The organism is Pseudomonas sp. MYb185, assembly GCF_002979975.1.
Lineage (GTDB): Bacteria > Pseudomonadota > Gammaproteobacteria > Pseudomonadales > Pseudomonadaceae > Halopseudomonas.
In genome coordinates, this window is sequence record NZ_PCQD01000002.1 from 266,979 (window position 1) to 284,619 (window position 17,641).

The following is a 17,641-nucleotide window of genomic DNA, read 5'->3' on the forward strand; positions in this document are numbered from 1 at the left end:
GTTCAGTCGGGGAAACGCAGGTGCACCCGGTCGCTGGTGGCTACCGCCTGGCAAGCCAGGGTCCAACCCTCGTTCAACTCCTGCTGGTCGAGCGCGTCGTTGTTCAGCAGGTCCACGGTGCCGTCGACCAGGGTGCACATGCAGGAAGCGCAGGAACCGACCAGGCAGGAATGCGGCGGCTGCAGCCCTTCCCGGCGCATGGCAGCGAGCAGCAACTCGCCCTGCTCGCAGTCGATTTCGTGGGTACTGCCGTCCAGCTCCACCACCAGCCGGGTGGCCGCAGCGCCGAGGTGTTCCACCACGGAAACGCTGGGCTGCTCGCTTTCGCTGGGCAGGGAGACAAAGCGCTCCACGTGTACCGCCCGGCTCGGCAGACCGGCCACGCCGAGGGCCTCGACGCAGGCATCCATGAAGGGCCCAGGCCCGCAGATGAAGGCCTCGGCGTGCTCGAAGCCGGCCGCCAACTGGGCCAGCTGCGGCACGCTCGGCAGGCCCTGCACGCTGTTCAGCCAGTGCACCACCTGCAACCGCTCGGGATACTCGCGTACCAGCCCCTGCAGCAGCTCGCTGAAGATCACCGATTTTTCGTCGCGGTTGGCATAGACCAACCGGATGCGGCCCTGGGCCTGACTGAGCACCGAGCGCAGGATCGACAGCACCGGGGTGATGCCGCTGCCGCCGGCAAACAGCAGGAAGTCGCCGTCCAGGCTGCGGGGCACGAACACCCCTGCGGGCGCCAGCACCTGCAGCCGATCGCCGGGCTTGACCTGATCGCACAGCCAGTTGGAGCCGCGCCCGTCGTCGACCCGCTTGACCGTCACCCGCAGGTTTTCCGCGGCAAAGGGCGAGCTGGACAGCGAGTAGCAGCGCGGTAGCCAGTCCTCGCCATGGGGAATGCGCAGGGTCAAAAACTGCCCAGGGCGATAGCGGAAGCGCTCGGCCAGTTCCGGTGGCACTGCCAACTCGAAGGAGCAGCTGTCATGGGTCTCGGCGATGACCGCGGTCACCGTCAGGGAGATATAGTCGGGCGTTGTCATATCAGATACTCATCACGAATTGTCCACTGTCGACCCGCAGCTCGATGCCGTTGACCGCGCGGGCCTCGTCCGCTGCCAGGTACAGCACCGCATCGGCCACATCCTCGGGCAGGCAGGCACGGTTCATCGGGTCGTGGTCGATGGTCAGCAGGACCGGATCAATGCCCTTCGGATAGCTACCCCGAGTCATGGGTGTCATGACGCCGTCCGGGTGCACCGAGTTGCAGCGGATACGGTACTTCTGTCGCCGGCAATGCACCGCCACGCTGCGCGTCAGCGCCGCCACCGCGCCCTTGCTGGCACCGTAGGCCATATAGTCGTCGCGGGCCGCCAGCGCGGCGATCGAGGAAATATTCACGATCGAGCCGCCACCACCGCTTTCCTTCATCAGCGCGATGGCGGTCTGGCAGCCGAGGAATACGCTGTCGGCATTGACCCGCAACAGCTTGTGCCACTGCTCCAGGGTCGCATCCTCGATGCTGCCAGGGATCAGGATGCCGGCGTTATTGACCAGCACGTCCAGACGCTGGAAGCGTTCACGCACCAGCTCGGCCAACGCCTGCCAGTCGGCCGGGGCGCTGACGTCCTGGCGCATGAACAGCACACTGGCGCCCAGCTCTGCAGCGACGCGCTCGCCATCAGTGGCATTCAGGTCGGTCATGATGACCCTCGCACCCTCGGCGACGAAGCGCCGTACTGTGGCCTCGCCGATACCACTGGCGGCGCCGGTGACCACCGCCGTCTTGTTGATCAGTCGATTGCTCATCCACGTCCTCCTCATTATTGCTGCGCTGCATGCAGCGCAGCAACGTAGCCGAATGTCATGGCCGGCCCCAGGGTGCCGCCGGCACCGGGATAGGTAGTGCCCATCACCGAGGATGAGGTATTGCCGATGGCGTACAACCCGGCGATCGGCTGGCCGGACTGGTGCAGGACCTGGGCCTGGGCATTGGTCAGCAGCCCACCCTTGGTGCCGATGTCCCCGGCATACATGGGCATGGCGTAGAAGGGCCCTTTCTCCAGCGGTGCCAGACAGGGGTTGGGACTGACATTGCTGTCACCGTAATAGCGGTCGAAGACGTTGCCACCCCGGTCGAAGTCCTCGTCCTTGCCGCTGCGGGCAAAGCCGTTGACCCGCTGTACCGTGGCCTTGAGGCCGGCGGCATCGACACCGATCTGCCCGGCCAGCTCATCCAGCGAGTCAGCCTTGTAGTAGACGTTGTTCAGCCAGTTCTTGCGCAGGCGGCTGTCGGGCATGATCTGCGCCGGCATCAGCGGCCCCATGGCATAGTTGAAGCGAAACTTGCTGTCGAAGACAACCCAGCCGGGAATGCTCTTCCCGCCCGTTTCAGCCTGATCACGGTACATGGCATCAACGAATTCCAGGTAGGCTATCGCCTCGTTGACGAAGCGCTTGCCCTGTTGGTTGACCACGATCGCACCGGGGAAGGCGCGCTCGGCGAATACCCCGCGGGCGCGGTCTTCGCCAGGCACCAGCAGGCTTGGTGCCCACCAACCCCAATCCATCAGGTCGGTAGCCGCACCCAGTTGCTGGGCCGCCTCCAGCGCTGCGCCAGTATTGCCACCGGCGGGTGTGGCGCTCCAGGTCACCTTAGTCGGCTGCGGCAGGTACTTGTCGCGCAGCGCCTGGTTCTGCTCGAAGCCGCCAGCACCGAGTATCACGCCCTTGCGCGCCTGCAGGCGCTGCAACTGTCCATCGCGCTCGACCACCACGCCGCAGACCCGACCATCCTCCTCGACCAGCTCGCGGAAGTCGGTATTCAGCCACAGGGGCACCTTCCTATCCAGCAGAGAGGCACGCAGGCTGGCGACCAACGAGCTGCCCAACGCCGCCCGGCGATCACGCTTGCTGTTGGTCTTCTTGCGCCAGCCGAAATCCAGCTTGTAGCGCAGCATCATCCACAACACCATCAACCGCCAGCCCCGGGTCTTGGACATGGCCTTGTGCGCATCCCGGGCAGTCCAGGAAATACGCCCCATCAGCAGGTTGCCCGGCGAGGCTTCACGCAGGTTCGGCAGTTCATCGCCAAGCTGGCTGAGATCGAACAGCTCCGGGTCCAGGCTGCGCCCACCCGGCAGCGCGCCCGGCAGGTGCTGGTAATAATCCGGATACTTGTCGGCCACGGCGTAACGGACGCGGCTGTGCTTTTCCAGCCAGCGGATCATTTCCGGTGCCTTGTCCAGGTAGGTACGCAGGCGCTGCTCGTCCACCCGGTCACCGACCGCCGCCTTGAGATAGGTCCAGGCCAGCTCTTCGCTGTCGTTACCGCCGATGGCCTTGAAATAGTGGTTGTTGGGAATCCAGATACCCCCTCCCGACAGCGCCGAGGTGCCGCCGTACTGTGCACTCTTCTCCACCACCAGGACCGACAGTCCCTGGTCGGCGGCAACCACCGCGGCAGTCATCGCACCGGCGCCCGAGCCCACCACTATCAGATCATATACTGCGTTGAAATCATTGTTGTTATGCATGTCGACACTCGCTGTTGCGGTCCGTGGGAAGGCCGCCGACCCGTTGGTCGGCGGCGTCCTGGTTCAGACGTAGGGGTCGGGGTTGGGCAGTCCCAGCTGCACGGCGCCATAGGCACGGGAGAAGGCCGCCACGTTGTTGGAGATGTGCCCGCGGGCCTGGTGCAGGTCGCGGAAGGTCCGCGCCACCGGATTGGTGTTGTACAGCCCCGAAGCCGCCATGCAGCGCAGCAACTGGTCGACCTTGTCGGCACAGATATTGGTTACATAGGCCGACTGGTAGCGATACAGCAGGCGGGTTTCCTCATCGGGGAACTCATCACGTTGGGCCAGCCCCATCAGGTGGTCGAAATTGCGTTCCAGCACCAGCTTGAGCTGATCCAGAGTCAGGGTCGCATCGGCCACCACTTCCTGCGCCAGGGGGTCTTCAGCGGTCTTGCCGCCATGCTTGCCGACATGGCGCTTGGCGTTGTCGCGGAACTCGTTGATCGCCCCCTGCAGCGCTCCCAGGCAGGAGCTGGAGACCGCGCGGGTGAACACCTGGGCGAAGGGAATGCCGTACAGCGGATTGGTATTGACCAACCGCCCCGGCGTGGCCTCCATGCTGGTGTTGTTGGTGCGTTGCACCCGGTGGGCGGGCACAAAGGCGTCTTCGACCACGATATCGTGGCTGCCGGTGCCACGCAGGCCCAGCACGTCCCAGTTGCGCTCGATGCGGTAATCGCTGGCCGGCACCAGGAAAGTACCGTGCTCGACACCCTCGCCGTTGGCGTCCGGTGGGATGATGCCGCCCAGCAGGGTCCAGCTGCAGTGCTCGCTGCCGCTGGAGAAGCCCCAGCGACCGCTGATCCGGTAACCACCCTCCGCAGGTGTCACCTTGGCCACCGGCATATAGGTTGAGCCGACCAGCGTATCGGGGTTCTCACCCCATACATCTTCCTGGGCCTGCAGTGGATAGCGGGCCAGTTGCCAGGGATGCACGCCCATCACCCCATAGATCCAGGCGGTGGACATGCAACCCTCGGCCAGCGCCATCTGAATATCGAAGAATCCGCGCGGATCCAGCTCGAAACCGCCGAAGCGCTTCGGCTGCATGGCCCGGAACAGTCCTGCTTCCTGCATATCGGCAACGGTCTCGACCGGTACCTTCTGGTCCCGGTCGGCCTGCTCAGCTCGCGCCTTCAGCGCCGGGATCATCTGCCGCGCGCTTTCCAGCAATTCGCGTTCTTTTTCACTTCGTTCGCGAGTGACACCCATCATTTGGTCCTCCAGAGACTCTCCGCAGCGCCTCTATGCGCGGCTGTTCCTGATTATCTGGAGCGACCCTCAACTACTCATCGTCAAAGCGGACTATGGTTGAAGTCAGGAGTGAAAAGAGCCTGGCAAGCAGACGGCGTCGAGAGCGCTCGCCGGATTGCAGTGCCGCGATGCACGCGCCTGCATTACCTGAACTGCCGTCGTCGGCGAGCAGGCGCTCGCCAACCCGGGAAGGTAGCGGGGTGTAGCGCCCCGGTCCGCGCTCGGGCGCTACGCCTGCGGCTGATGGTCGTCGGCGAGCGGGGCTCGCCAACCCGAGACGGGGTGTAGCGCGCCCGCGCTACGCCGGGCCGTGACTATCGGCGAGCAGCTGCTTGCTCTTGCCCTTCCATCAACTGGTGCGAAAATGTTGGGCCATGCGTTCCAGTTCACCGGCCAGGCGTTGCAGCTCGGCGGCAGCGGCCGCACTCTCGGCGGCACTGCCGGACATTTCCTGCACACCACTGGAGACCCCCTCGACACGCACCGCTATTTCTCTGGTAGCGGCGGACTGGCCCTTGAGCACCTCGGTAATCTCGTTCACCGCGATGATCACCTCACCGGTACCGGCACGGATCTGCGCCACCGAGCCGTCAGCCTCGCGCGCCAGCTCGACACCCGCCTGCACCCTGCCGACCGTCTGCTGCAGGCCGGCGGCCACGGCGCGGGTACCACTCTGCACCTGCTTGACCGTCTCGGCGATTTCCAGGGTCGATTGCGAGGTCCGTTCGGCCAACTGCCGCACCTCGGTGGCCACCACGGCGAATCCCCGTCCCATGTCACCGGCTCGAGCCGCCTCGATGGCGGCGTTCAGCGACAGCAGGTTGGTCTGTTCGGCCACCTCGTTGATCACCTGGATCACGCTGCCGATCTGCGCCGAGAAGCGCTCCAGATCCTGCATGTGCTCGGCGGTCTGCTGCACGGCACCGGCGATATCGGTCATCTCTGCGGTCATGCGCTGGATCAGCGCCTCGCTCTGGCTGGAGCGCGCCGCGGCCTGCTCGGTGATCTGCCGCGTCGCTTCGGCATGGCTGCCCACCTCATCGATGGATACTGACAACTCCTCCACCGCCGAGGACATGCTGATCACCGCATCGGACTGCTGCTGCGCCATGCGTGAGGCGCCATCGGACAGACCCGACAGGCGTACCGAGGAACTGCCAAGCAGTGTCACCTGCTCACGCACGCCACCAATCAACTGCCGCAGGTTGCCCTGCATGCGCGCGAACTCGGTCATCAGGTCGGCGATCTCATCGCGGCCACTGATCCGCACCTCGGCCGTCAGATCACCCGCGGCAATCGCCCGCGCATGCTCCGATACCGTACCGAAGCCCCGGCGCAGGCGGGCCAGGGTGAGCACCCCGGTAATGCTGCCAAGCACCAGCCCGACAATGGCCAGGGTCAGATAGATACCCACCGTCACCCGGTAACGCCGTTCAGCCAATAGAAAACCGGCCTCGGCCTTCTGCTGCTGGTGGGTACGCAACGCAGCCAGCGCAACCCGCGCCAGGCGCCCTTCCTCGGCCCCCACCTGGAGGAAGGCGCGCATGCCATTGACGCGGAAGTCCTCGATTTCCAGCAGTGCCAGCATGGCGTCCAGGTCTTCCAGCCAGAGCTGGTAATGCTCCTCGAACACCGCCAGCAGCTGCTGTTCCTGCTCATCCAGCGGGCGCCGGGTGAAAACCGCACGCCGCTCTTCGATCCGTGCGCTGTTGGCGCGGATTTCTTCCAGATATACGGACATGGCCTGGTCATGGGCAATCGACAGCTTGCCATCAGGGTCATACTGGAAGGCGATCAGCACCAGACGCCGGTTGTCATCCAGCAGGTGTTCGATCTCGGTGGTCTGGCCGATCACCGTCAATTGCTCGGCCTGCACCGCACGCAGGCTGTCACGGGAAGACTGCAGGCCGTACCAGCCCAGGCCAACCGCGGTATAGAACAGGGCACTGGCGAGCCCGGCCCAGAGCAGCAAGCGGGCGGCAATAGTCATACGCAAATGAATTCGGGGCATGGTGTGGCCTCCCAGCCAGGCATGCACAGCTCCCCTGTCCAGGGGAGCCGGAAGGTCAGAACAGCGAAATCAGCGGGTGATCTGGGCCTGCATCACTCCGGTGAAACCGGCGTGATAAGGGGGCAGCATGCCCCATTCGGCGCGCGGATCGACCGCCGCAGCCTTGAATACCGTGCGCACATGACTGAATTCGAGAAAGCCCTCATGACCATGATAGCGTCCCATACCGGAGGCACCGACGCCGCCGAACGGGGCGTTCTCCATGGCCGCGTGCATCAGCGCATCGTTGATACTCACGCCGCCGGACAGGGTATGCCCCAGCACGTAGTCCTGTTCGGACTGGTCGGTGCCGAAATAATACAGTGCCAGCGGTCGCTCGCCCTGGTTGATCTCATCGACCACATGGTGAATATCGCTGTAGCTGAGCACCACCAGTGCCGGCCCGAAGATCTCCTCGCGCATGATGCGGCTGTTCAACGGCGGATTGATGACCAGACTCAGCGGACGCTTGCCCGAGCCGGCATCGAAGACCACATCCGGGCATTGCACCACTTCCACGCCCATCTCGCGAACCTCGGCCAGATAGCCATCCAGCCGCTGCAGGTGCCGCTGGTTGACCACGCTGACCAGATCCGGATTGTCCGACACGCCGGGATACAGGCCGTTGAAGGCCTCGGCGAGCTGGCGGATGAACTCCTCCCGTTGCGCCACCGGCACGAACACCCGGTCCGGGGAAATGCAGATCTGCCCACCATTGGTGCCCTTGGCAATCGCCAGTCGGCGAGCTGCCTCGGCGATATCGGCGCTCTGGCCAATCACCACCGGCGACTTGCCGCCCAGCTCCAGGGTCACCGGCACCAGATTCTCCGCCGCCCGGCGCATGATGTCACGACCGACCTCGGTGCTGCCGGTGAATACCAGATGGTTGAATGGCTGGCTGGCAAAGGCCTGGCCCACCTCGACTCCGCCGGTGATGATCGCCAGCTCCAGCGGATCGAAGCGCTGGTCGATCAGTTGCGCCAACAGCTCGGCGGTACGTGGGACGATCTCCGAGGGCTTGAGTACCGCCCGGTTGCCGGCGGCCAAGGCGCAGGCCAGCGGGCTCAACAGAGTGAACAACGGCGCGTTCCAGGTACCGATGATGCCGACGCTGCCCTTGGGCTGATACTGCACCCAGCCCTGCGCGCCCAGCTGATCGTAGGGCGCGAATACCTGGCGCGGCTCATCCGGCATCCAGGCTTCCAGGTGGTCGCGGGCATGCTTGAGCGAGCCCAGCGATCCCAGTACATCATTCATCAGGCCAAAGCCGGGATGGCGGCCGCCGAAGTCGGCGTCCATGGCTTCGGCCAGTTGCTGATGGTGATCCACCAGCAGGTCGATCACCTGCTGGATGCGGCCACGCCGCAGCTCGGCGCTGACCGGCCCCTGTTGGTCGAAGGCGCTGCGCTGGGCAGCCAGCAAGGAAGGTAGTTGATCAATGGATTGCAGATGGGCACGCATGCAGCGGTCTCCTTTTTTGCCTGATCCTGCCTGTTCCAGGCGCTATTTTTGTAGTGTCCCGCACGATAGATGAGCCTCTCTGCCCTCACCTCGTCCATATGGACCAGTAGCCCCACCGCGCGTTAGTCCATAAAGACGATGACCCACCGCCGCCCCCGGCGAATACTGCAGCCACTGAACCTGGATGATACGAGGCAGACATGACTGCTCAGGCAAGCTTCAACCCCAAGGCGTTTCGTGACGCCCTGAGTACCTTCACCACCGGGGTGACCATCATCACCACCCGGGCGGCGGATGGCTCTCCCATTGGCATCACCGCCAACAGTTTCAACTCGGTGTCACTCAACCCGCCGCTGGTGCTGTGGAGTCTGGCCAAGTCCGCCTACAGCCTGGACGCCTTCTCCTGCACCAAGCACTGGAACGTCCATGTGCTGTCGGTGGAACAGGAAGCCCTGTCCGGTCGCTTCGCCTCGCGTGGCGAGGACAAGTTCGCCGGTATCGAACTGGATCGCGGCATCAATGACATTCCGCTGTTGCACAACTGTACCGCGCGCTTCCAATGCCGCACCGCCTTCATGTACGAGGGTGGCGACCACGTGATCTTCGTCGGCGAGGTACTCGGCTTCGACAAGAGCCACCTGCCGCCGCTGGCGTTCCAGAGCGGCCAGTATGCACTGACCGCACGCAAACCGCGCGAGGGCGTGCGCCTGTCACAGATAGAGCAGGTCGCTCCGGAATGCAGCTATACCGAAGATCTGCTGGGCTATCTGGCCGGGCGGGCGCATTACCAACTGGTCGCCTTTCTGCGCACCCTGCTGCAGAACCACAAGCTGGATGAGCATGCCTTTTTCGTACTCTCGGTACTGAGCATCCAGGACAACCTGACACTGGAGCAGATCAATCACTTCGTCGCCTACACCGGACGCGAGGTAACCCTGTCGATGCTGTTGTTCCTGCAGAAGCAGGGCTACATAGTGGCAGACGAGCAGTCCGGACAACAGCGCTTCGTTCTCACCGGCGAGGGGCGCGAAGTGTCACTCGAGCATGTGGCCCTGGCCAAGGCGGTGGAGGAAGAAGTCACCGAGAAGCTCGGCAGCGGCGATACCCAGGCGCTGAAGTTCCTGCTCAAGCGTCTGATCCAGGCCACCGATCCCGGCCTGCCCGATCTCTGGGCCACCGAAGGCCCGGCCATGAACGACTATCAACAGGTCTGAGGATTACCAGTATGTCCCTACTCGAACGTTTCACCCTGAAAGATAACGTAGCGCTGGTCACGGGTGCCGGCAAGGGCATTGGCAAAGCCATCGCCCTGGCCTATGCCGAAGCCGGTGCCAGCGTGGTCTGCGCCGCGCGCACCCAGGCCGATGTGGAAGCCGTCGCCGAGCAGATCCGCAGCCAGGGCGGCCAGGCCATCGCCGTCAGTTGCGACGTCAATGACGCCGTCCAGCGCGAGGCAGCGGTCGGCGCCACACTGGAGGCCTTCGGCAAGCTCACCCATCTGGTCAACAATGCCGGCGGCGGCGGTCCCAATAGCCCGCTGAAGCTGAGCTGGGAAGAGTTCGACCGCGCGCTGCACTTCAACGTCACCAGCGCCTATCACCTGATCCAGCTCTGCGCGCCGCACATGCTCGAAGCCGGCCAGGGCAACATCATCAATATCACCTCTGGCGCGGCGCGCTACATTCAGCGCAACTTCAGCCGCTACGCAGCAGCCAAGGCGGCGCTGACCCATCTGGGCAAGATGCTGGCCCAGGACTTCGCTCCGGTCATTCGCATCAATGCCATCGCTCCCGGGCCGATCATGACTGACGCCCTGGCCGGGGTGATGACTGACCAGATCCGCCAGATCATGGAAGACAACACGCCCCTGCGCGCCCTTGGCGAGGTCGAGGATATCGCCGCGGCCGCGCTGTATCTGGCTACGCCCGCGTCGAAATGGGTGACCGGCAAGGTCATCGAAGTCGATGGCGGCGCCGAATCCAGCGTCTTCCCCACCTGAACGGAACAGCATGATGGATGACCACCTGATCAAGGCGCTGGGCGATGAATTGCATGCCGCCCTGCGCGAGCGCAAGCCGCTGCAGCCGCTGACTGGCCGCCACCCCGAACTGACCCTGGACGATGCCTACCGGATTTCCCTGCAGTTCCTGCAACGCCGCGAGGCGCTGGGCGAACGGGTCATCGGCAAGAAGATTGGTGTTACCAGCAAGGCAGTGCAGGACATGCTCGATGTGCACCAGCCGGACTTCGGCTTTCTCACCGACCGCATGCAGGTCGCCGATGGCAGCGCCGTCAGCCTGGCCGAATACCGGCTGATCGCACCACGCGCCGAGGGCGAGATCGCCTTCATCCTGGCCGAGGATCTGAGCGGCCCCGGCGTCACCGCCAGCGATGTGCTGGCGGCCACCGAGTCGGTGGCCCCGTGCTTCGAGATTGTCGATTCGCGCATCGCCAACTGGCAGATCCGCATCGAGGATACCGTGGCAGACAACGCCTCCTGCGGCGTATTCGCCCTCGGCGAGGCGCGCATCGATCCACGCCAGCTGGATCTGGCCAGCGTCGAACTGAACATGCACCTCAATGGCCAGCCGGCCGGCAGCGGTCTGGGCTCTGCAGTACAGGGTCACCCCTGCGCGGCGGTGGCCTGGCTGGCCAATACCTTGGGTGAGCTGGGCATTCCCTTCCGTCGTGGCGAGATCATCCTGTCCGGCGCCCTAGCCCCGCTGGTGCCGGTCACTGCCGGCGATCAGATCGACATGCATATCAGCGGACTGGGTAAAGCCAGCCTGCGTTTCACTGACTAACGCCCGGAGAACACCATGAGCAAGAAGATCCGCTGCGCCCTGATCGGGCCAGGCAATATCGGCACCGACCTGCTGTACAAGCTCCAGCGCAGCGAGGTGCTGGAGCCGGTCTGGATGGTCGGCATCGACCCCACCTCCGAGGGCCTGAAACGGGCCGAGGAAATGGGCCTGAAGACCACCAGTGATGGCGTCGACGGCCTGCTGCCGCATGTCCGCGAAGATGACATCCGTATCGCCTTCGACGCCACCTCGGCCTATGTGCATGCCGAGAACAGCCGCAAGCTGAACGAACTGGGCGTACTGATGATCGACCTCACACCGGCCGCCATCGGTCCCTTCGTGGTGCCGCCGGTGAACCTGCAACAGCATGTCGGCGAGCCGATCCTCAACGTCAACATGGTCACCTGCGGTGGCCAGGCGACCATTCCCATGGTCGCCGCGGTATCCCGGGTCCAGGCAGTGGAATATGGCGAGATCGTCGCCACCGTGTCCTCGCGCTCGGTCGGCCCAGGCACGCGCAAGAACATCGACGAGTTCACCCGCACCACCTCCGGCGCCATCGAACAGGTTGGCGGCGCGAAGAAGGGCAAGGCGATCATCGTCATCAACCCGGCCGAACCGCCGCTGATCATGCGCGACACCATCCACTGCCTGACCACCGACACCCCGGACCAGGCGCGCATCACCGACTCGATCCACAGCATGATCGCCGAGGTGCAGAAGTACGTGCCCGGCTACAAGCTGGTCAACGGTCCGGTATTCGACGGCAACCGCGTCTCGGTATTCATGGAGGTCGAGGGCCTGGGTGATTTCCTGCCCAAGTACGCCGGCAACCTGGACATCATGACCGCCGCCGGTGCCCGCACCGCCGAGCTGTTCGCCGAGAAGATGCTCGACGGCAGCTTCGACCCCGACGCCATTGCCGCCAACCTGTGAGGAGCCGCCCATGAACCTGCAAGGCAAGAAGATCACACTGCACGACATGACTCTGCGCGACGGCATGCACCCCAAGCGCCACCAGATCAGCCTGGAGCAGATGCAGACCATCGCCCGGGGCCTGGATGCCGCCGGCATTCCGCTGATCGAAGTGACCCATGGTGACGGCCTGGGCGGCAGCTCGGTGAACTACGGCTTCCCCGCGCATACCGATGAGGAATACCTGTCGGCGGTGGTACCGCTGATGAACAACGCCAAGGTCTCCGCCCTGCTGCTGCCCGGCATCGGTACCATCGACCACCTGAAGATGGCCCGGGAGATCGGCGTCAATACCATCCGCGTGGCCACCCACTGCACCGAGGCCGACGTCTCCGAGCAGCATATCAACCTGGCGCGCAAGCTGGAGATGGATACCGTCGGCTTTCTGATGATGGCACACATGAACAGCCCCGAGGGTCTGGCCGAACAAGCCAGGCTGATGGAGAGTTATGGCGCCAACTGCGTGTACATCACCGATTCGGCCGGCTACATGCTGCCGCATGACGTCAGTGCGCGTATTAACGCGGTACGCGCGGCGCTACAGCCAGATACCGAAATCGGTTTCCATGGTCACCACAACCTGGCCATGGGCGTGGCCAACTCGATCGCCGCTATCGAAGCCGGGGCGACCCGCATCGACGCCGCCGCAGCCGGTCTGGGTGCCGGTGCAGGCAATACGCCGATGGAGATCCTGGTCGCGGTATGCGCCCGCATGGGTATCGAGACTGGCGTCGATGTGTTCGGCATTCAGGATGTGGCCGACGACCTGGTAGTGCCGATCATGGACTTCCCCATCCGCAGCGACAAGGATGCCCTGACCATGGGCTACGGCGGGGTCTACGGCTCCTTCCTGCTGTTCGCCAAGCGTGCCGAGAAGAAATACGGTGTGCCGGCACGGGAGATCCTGGTGGAAATGGGCCGCCGCGGCATGGTCGGTGGCCAGGAAGACATGATCGAGGACACCGCACTGACCCTGCTCAGGCAGCGCCAGGCACAGGCCTGACGCCTTCCCTACCGGCAGCATGCTGCCGGTAGTCTTTTTCCGATTCCGGAGGTAGACCCATGACCTCGGCAGTCAATGCCAGACCGGTCGGCAGCAGCCATGCGGTACTGGCCCTGCTGGTTGGCGGTTATGCGAGTATTTTTCTCGGCCGGCAGATCATGGCGGTGATGATCGAGCCGATCAAACTGGAGTTCGGCGCCAGCGATACCGCCATGGGACTGATTTCCGGATTGGCCTTCGCCGGGGCCTATGCGCTGATGGGACTGCCCGCGGGTGGTCTGGCCGACCGCTACTCCCGGGTTCGACTGTTGGCCCTGTGCGCCGCACTCTGGGCACTGACCACGCTGCTCTGTGGTTTTGCCGTCAGCTTTCCCATGCTGGTCATCGCGCGCATGCTGGTCGCCGTTACCGAGGCGCCGGTCACCCCCGCCTCGCTATCGTTGATCGCCGACCTGTACCCCCCGCGCAACCGCTCGTTGGCGATCAGTTGCTTTACCGCAGCACCGACGCTCTCGGCGATCGTCGGGCTCAGCCTGGGCGCCTGGGTGGTCGACCAGTACGGCTGGCGTACCGGCTTTCATATCATCGCCAGCGCACCGTTGCTGATATCGTTATTGCTGGCCATCGCCGTGCATGAGCCATCCCGCGGCCGCTTCGATGCTCCGCTGCATGGCAGCGCACCGACCCTGAACCTGTGGCGCTCGGCCCGCCAACTGCTGGGCAACAGCCACTATCGCAAGCTGGTCGCCGCCTGTGCCTGGTTCAGTTTCAGTGGCCTGGCCTTCGCCATGTGGAATACCCCGTTTCTGATTCGCTCCCACGGTCTGTCGCTGCAGAGCGCCGGCATACTCGCCGGGGTGGTGACCGGTTGCAGCGCAGCACTGGGCGGTCTGTTCAGTGGCTGGCTGAGCGACCGGCTGAACCTGCGCAGCCAGGCCTGGTTGCTCGGATTGCCGCTGATCGGCACCACCCTCACCCTGCTCAGCCTGTTGCTGTACATACTCTGGCCGCCGGGTATCGCGTTCACTCTTGGCGGCGTGGAGGTACCCACCGCCATGCTCTGGTGCGCGACCATGGGCTTTTTCACCATGTGGTGGGTGGCACCCTGCTTCAATCTGCTGACTCAACTGGTCAGCCCCTGGCAGCGCGCCACCGCCATCGCCCTGCAGACCATCTGCACTACCCTGGCCGGTGTCGGCCTCGGCCCACTGCTCACTGGGGCATTGAGTGACCTGCTGGTGCCCTGGAGCGGTACCGAGTCACTGCGTTATGCACTGCTGCTGGTGCATCTCAGCCTGCTGGTGCCGCTGGCATTGCTGTTGCAACTGTACCGGCAACAGGCTTTTGATCTGCCCTCCCCTGCATTGCAGACAACCTGAGTGAGCGACGCACCGGCGGCCCTGGCTCCCTGACCCGACCTCCTGGTCGGGCGCAGGTATACGCCCGGCCAGTGTCAGAGGGTCTCAGACATCAACGAAAGCCTGTTTGATCATCGGCTTCTGCAACTTGCCCATGACGCTGCGTTGCAGGGGGTGCGCCGAAAACCAGATACGCTTGGGCAACTTGTAGGCGGCCAGCCGCTGGGCCATGAACGCCCGGAGTTCCTGCTCACTGACCTGGACACTACAGTGCGCCACCATTCCCACGGCCTCACCCATCTCACTGTCGGGCAGCATGAACACCGCCGCCTCCTTCACCGCCGGATGCTCGGCCGCACAATGCTCGACCTCCACCGCGGAGATGTTTTCGCCACCGCGGATGATGATGTCCTTGATCCGGTCGGTGATGTACAACATTCCGTGTTTATCCAGATAGCCCACATCACCAGTGAAATACCAGCCTTCACGCATGCTCGCCCTGGTCTCTTCCGGATTATTCCAATAGCCATCCATCAGCGCCGAGGTCCGAATCCAGATGGGTCCGCAGTCGCCTGCCGCCACCTGCTGCTCCGGCGCTTCCCCGATGACCACATCCACGATCGGCATGGGCCAGCCGACAGAATCGGGGAAGGCCATGAACTGCTCGCCTGAGAGCGCGGCGCAGATACCGTTTCCTTCGGTCATACCGTAGCCGTTACCTGTCATTGCCATCGGCTTGGCTTCAAGCAACTTGCCCAGCAATGCCTTCGATACCGAGCTGCCGCCCAGGCCAAGTGCAAACAGGGTGGCGGTATCGTCACTGACAAAGCGCTCATGGAAGATCAGCTGCTGCATCATGGTCGGGACGCCATTGAACTGGGTGATCCGTTCCTCACGAATCATCTTCAGGGCGTCATGGATATCCCACTTGTAGAGGATGACCAGGCGCTTGCCACCGCGCAGCGCACTGAGAAACTGTGAAAGCAGACCACTGACATGAAATAACGGATAGGCCAGCAGTGCCGTCGGCTGCAGGCCGGACTCCATGATCGGCCTGATACGCTCCGCCGAGGTCATGGCGGCAAAAGCCCCCTGGAATTCCAGGGCATGGATGGCCTGACAGACAGCTCGTTGGCTGGACACTACCCCTTTCGGTCGACTGGTGGTACCCGAGGTATACAGGATCAGCGCAGGATTCTCTGGCTGGGTCTGCACCAGGGTAGCCGCCGCTGGCATATGCTCCAGCAGGGCTTGCCACTGGTGCACATGCGCGTGCTCCTGCACCGGATCAACCGTCACCAGTTCAACCTTCCCCGCCAACTCGACCAGATCCCGGTAGCGTGGCTCATCGCAAAATGCCACCCTGACGCCGGCATCCTGGACAACGTAGAGCAGCTCCTGCCTGGTGCTCCAGCTGTTGACCGCCACCGGGATGGCTCCAGCCTGAACTACAGCCATGAAGGCAATCATCCACTCCGGGCGATTACGCATGCCGATAGCGACACGATCACCCGGCTGAATGTTCAGGTCCAGCTGCAGGGCAGCTGTCAGGCTATCGGCAGCGGCGAAGAAACTGGCGAAAGTGTGGCTCTGGCTCTGCCATTTCAGGAAGGGTCTGTCGCCGTACTCACGCGCTGTCTGCAGAGCCTCACCCAGTGTGGAAGGTGCCTGTGTGAACACCTTGCGCCCTTGCTCATCAACCGCGACCGCAAAGGGCGAAGGTTCACAGATGAGTTGGTTCCAGGCGGTTCTCCAGGCATCAATCGAGTCCTTGGTCATGCTGCCATCCCTTGCGTTGAGGCCGCTCCGATATCGGCAGTGGGCGCAAGGGCAAGCTGATCGTTGCCGGGTTGCAACCCGGCGCTAAAGCGACCACTCATCAGCGCCAGCCAGTTCGTCGCCACCGGCCCGGACGCGGCTACTGTCGCCCAGGAACGGGAACGCTTCCGCGAGATGCTGGCTTTCCTGTTCTCGACACCGGCCTACCGGGCCAGTCTGGAGCTGTTTGGTTGGGGGGAGGTTGGAGATGCGCTGCAACAGTTGACCCGTGAGCAACGCTGGAAGGAGATGCCGGGCATCCTTACCGACGAGATCCTCGATACCTTCCTGATCACCGCCGACTATGAGCAGTTGCCCAAGGCCATGGTGTCACGCTTCGGTGGTCTGGTTGATCGCGTCACGCTGACAGTGCCGAACGACCCGGCACATGACAGCCTGTGCGCCCAAGCCATCAAGGCGATTCGCGAAGAGGCCCGCAGCGCCAGAGCGGTCCGCTAACGGGACCGGGCTTCGTATCAACGAAGCCCTTGACTGCTTCTCCGTTCCAACCAGAGGGGTGTACTCAGAAACGGCTTGGGCGCACCATCGCGTCCATGCCGCCATCGGTGAACAGCACGGTGCCATGGATAAAACTGGCCTGCGGCGAGAGCAGGAAGCGGATCACCTCGGCCAGTTCCCCAGGCTGACTGCCGCGCCCCAGCGGCGCAACGAAGTTGCGGGTCGCCTCGCCATAACGCGGATCCTCGGTGGAGGCCTGATACAAGGGCGTCTCGACCACCCCCGGTGCCACCACATTGAGCCGCACTCCCCGCTTGGCCCACTCATGCACCTGACGCCGCACCAGCACACTAACCGCGTACTTGGAGCCGGCATAGGCCATGCTCGGATTGTTGGCCTGGTTCGCTGCATCAAGGGCCGCGGCCTCGTCAGCGGCCAGCATCAGTTCGACAATCGGCTGCTTGTCCGCACCAGGCTGCACCGAAGCGACCGAGCCAACCACCACCGCCGACGGCTGGCTGCCCTTGCCGAGCGCCTCCGCCAGCCCGTCGAGCAGGCTGCTGACAGCAAAATAGTTGACCGCCAGAATCAGCCCGCAACTGGGTGCGGTAACACCGACACCGGCGCACAGTACCAGGTGATCGAGCACGCCATTGCAGCGCTCGAGCACCTCGCTTACCGCCTGCTGGCGACCAGCGGGGGTGGACAGATCGACATTGATATCACTGTTGGCGCGATCGATACCGATCACATCATGGCCGGCGTCACGCAGTTGCTGGCACAAGGCGGCACCTATTCCAGAGGCGGCACCGGTCACGGCAGTAATGGGCATGGTTGAACTCCTGTCATGGCTTGTCTGGAGGGCTGGCCGATTATCGGCCAGCCCG

The 17,641-nt window shown here is 63.8% G+C and carries 15 protein-coding genes; 7 read left to right on the top strand and 8 right to left on the bottom strand.

Annotated elements, in window-relative coordinates:
* Nucleotides 1-2: 2 nt before the first annotated feature.
* The 6 genes from CQ007_RS03770 to CQ007_RS03795 all read right to left on the bottom strand — a co-directional run bounded on the left by CQ007_RS03770 (nucleotide 3) and on the right by CQ007_RS03795 (nucleotide 8,337).
* Complete coding sequence (locus CQ007_RS03770; RefSeq protein WP_105643581.1) at nucleotides 3-1,037, bottom strand: ferredoxin--NADP reductase; 1,035 nt, start codon at nucleotides 1,035-1,037, stop codon at nucleotides 3-5.
* 1 nt (nucleotide 1,038) lies between these two features.
* Entirely contained in the window at nucleotides 1,039-1,803 is a 765-nt protein-coding gene (locus CQ007_RS03775; protein ID WP_105643582.1) for a glucose 1-dehydrogenase, read from the bottom strand.
* A 14-nt stretch (nucleotides 1,804-1,817) separates the two neighbouring features.
* Nucleotides 1,818-3,530, bottom strand: coding sequence for an FAD-binding protein (locus CQ007_RS03780; RefSeq protein ID WP_105643583.1), 1,713 nt, complete (start codon nucleotides 3,528-3,530; stop codon nucleotides 1,818-1,820).
* A 63-nt stretch (nucleotides 3,531-3,593) separates the two neighbouring features.
* Nucleotides 3,594-4,784 (bottom strand): acyl-CoA dehydrogenase family protein, encoded by a 1,191-nt coding sequence (locus CQ007_RS03785; RefSeq protein ID WP_105643814.1) that lies wholly within the window; start codon nucleotides 4,782-4,784, stop codon nucleotides 3,594-3,596.
* A 391-nt stretch (nucleotides 4,785-5,175) separates the two neighbouring features.
* The gene (locus tag CQ007_RS03790) at nucleotides 5,176-6,837 is read right to left on the bottom strand and encodes a methyl-accepting chemotaxis protein (RefSeq protein ID WP_146114538.1); all 1,662 of its coding nucleotides are present in this window, start codon (nucleotides 6,835-6,837) and stop codon (nucleotides 5,176-5,178) included.
* A 69-nt stretch (nucleotides 6,838-6,906) separates the two neighbouring features.
* Nucleotides 6,907-8,337, bottom strand: a complete 1,431-nt coding sequence (locus CQ007_RS03795) for a coniferyl aldehyde dehydrogenase (RefSeq protein WP_105643585.1) — start codon at nucleotides 8,335-8,337, stop codon at nucleotides 6,907-6,909.
* Nucleotides 8,338-8,537: 200 nt separating this feature from the next.
* Between CQ007_RS03795 and CQ007_RS03800 the strand changes: the two genes are divergently transcribed.
* From CQ007_RS03800 to CQ007_RS03825, 6 genes are read left to right on the top strand one after another with little or no spacing between them, the layout of a single operon-like run.
* Nucleotides 8,538-9,551, top strand: coding sequence for a flavin reductase (locus CQ007_RS03800; RefSeq protein ID WP_105643586.1), 1,014 nt, complete (start codon nucleotides 8,538-8,540; stop codon nucleotides 9,549-9,551).
* An 11-nt stretch (nucleotides 9,552-9,562) separates the two neighbouring features.
* Nucleotides 9,563-10,336: a glucose 1-dehydrogenase gene (locus CQ007_RS03805; RefSeq protein WP_105643587.1), complete on the top strand. Its 774-nt coding sequence runs from the start codon at nucleotides 9,563-9,565 to the stop codon at nucleotides 10,334-10,336.
* A 13-nt stretch (nucleotides 10,337-10,349) separates the two neighbouring features.
* Nucleotides 10,350-11,141 (top strand): fumarylacetoacetate hydrolase family protein, encoded by a 792-nt coding sequence (locus CQ007_RS03810; protein WP_105643588.1) that lies wholly within the window; start codon nucleotides 10,350-10,352, stop codon nucleotides 11,139-11,141.
* A 15-nt stretch (nucleotides 11,142-11,156) separates the two neighbouring features.
* Nucleotides 11,157-12,077 carry an acetaldehyde dehydrogenase (acetylating) gene (locus CQ007_RS03815; protein WP_105643589.1) on the top strand — a complete coding sequence of 307 codons (921 nt, stop codon included), beginning with the start codon at nucleotides 11,157-11,159 and terminating at the stop codon, nucleotides 12,075-12,077.
* 10 nt (nucleotides 12,078-12,087) lie between these two features.
* Nucleotides 12,088-13,119 carry a 4-hydroxy-2-oxovalerate aldolase gene (dmpG, locus tag CQ007_RS03820; protein ID WP_105643590.1) on the top strand — a complete coding sequence of 344 codons (1,032 nt, stop codon included), beginning with the start codon at nucleotides 12,088-12,090 and terminating at the stop codon, nucleotides 13,117-13,119.
* A 59-nt stretch (nucleotides 13,120-13,178) separates the two neighbouring features.
* Entirely contained in the window at nucleotides 13,179-14,498 is a 1,320-nt protein-coding gene (locus tag CQ007_RS03825; RefSeq protein WP_105643591.1) for an MFS transporter, read from the top strand.
* Nucleotides 14,499-14,582: 84 nt separating this feature from the next.
* Here CQ007_RS03825 and CQ007_RS03830 read toward each other — a convergent pair whose 3' ends face one another.
* A complete protein-coding gene (locus tag CQ007_RS03830) occupies nucleotides 14,583-16,256 on the bottom strand; it encodes a class I adenylate-forming enzyme family protein (RefSeq protein WP_105643592.1) in 1,674 nt (557 codons plus the stop codon).
* Between the two features lie 63 nt (nucleotides 16,257-16,319).
* Between CQ007_RS03830 and CQ007_RS03835 the strand changes: the two genes are divergently transcribed.
* On the top strand, nucleotides 16,320-16,754 hold the full coding sequence (locus tag CQ007_RS03835; RefSeq protein ID WP_177424271.1) for a hypothetical protein: 435 nt from the start codon (nucleotides 16,320-16,322) through the stop codon (nucleotides 16,752-16,754).
* A 64-nt stretch (nucleotides 16,755-16,818) separates the two neighbouring features.
* On the opposite strand, the gene CQ007_RS03840 is transcribed toward CQ007_RS03835, so the two are convergent.
* Nucleotides 16,819-17,586, bottom strand: coding sequence for an SDR family oxidoreductase (locus CQ007_RS03840; RefSeq protein WP_105643593.1), 768 nt, complete (start codon nucleotides 17,584-17,586; stop codon nucleotides 16,819-16,821).
* Nucleotides 17,587-17,641: the final 55 nt, after the last annotated feature.

Coding starts and splice junctions, on each gene's coding strand:
- CQ007_RS03770 (WP_105643581.1), bottom strand. CDS start 1,037: ATGACAACGCCCGACTATATCTCCCTGACGGTGACCGCGGTCATCGCC.
- CQ007_RS03775 (WP_105643582.1), bottom strand. CDS start 1,803: ATGAGCAATCGACTGATCAACAAGACGGCGGTGGTCACCGGCGCCGCC.
- CQ007_RS03780 (WP_105643583.1), bottom strand. CDS start 3,530: ATGCATAACAACAATGATTTCAACGCAGTATATGATCTGATAGTGGTG.
- CQ007_RS03785 (WP_105643814.1), bottom strand. CDS start 4,784: ATGGGTGTCACTCGCGAACGAAGTGAAAAAGAACGCGAATTGCTGGAA.
- CQ007_RS03790 (WP_146114538.1), bottom strand. CDS start 6,837: ATGCCCCGAATTCATTTGCGTATGACTATTGCCGCCCGCTTGCTGCTC.
- CQ007_RS03795 (WP_105643585.1), bottom strand. CDS start 8,337: ATGCGTGCCCATCTGCAATCCATTGATCAACTACCTTCCTTGCTGGCT.
- CQ007_RS03800 (WP_105643586.1), top strand. CDS start 8,538: ATGACTGCTCAGGCAAGCTTCAACCCCAAGGCGTTTCGTGACGCCCTG.
- CQ007_RS03805 (WP_105643587.1), top strand. CDS start 9,563: ATGTCCCTACTCGAACGTTTCACCCTGAAAGATAACGTAGCGCTGGTC.
- CQ007_RS03810 (WP_105643588.1), top strand. CDS start 10,350: ATGGATGACCACCTGATCAAGGCGCTGGGCGATGAATTGCATGCCGCC.
- CQ007_RS03815 (WP_105643589.1), top strand. CDS start 11,157: ATGAGCAAGAAGATCCGCTGCGCCCTGATCGGGCCAGGCAATATCGGC.
- dmpG (WP_105643590.1), top strand. CDS start 12,088: ATGAACCTGCAAGGCAAGAAGATCACACTGCACGACATGACTCTGCGC.
- CQ007_RS03825 (WP_105643591.1), top strand. CDS start 13,179: ATGACCTCGGCAGTCAATGCCAGACCGGTCGGCAGCAGCCATGCGGTA.
- CQ007_RS03830 (WP_105643592.1), bottom strand. CDS start 16,256: ATGACCAAGGACTCGATTGATGCCTGGAGAACCGCCTGGAACCAACTC.
- CQ007_RS03840 (WP_105643593.1), bottom strand. CDS start 17,586: ATGCCCATTACTGCCGTGACCGGTGCCGCCTCTGGAATAGGTGCCGCC.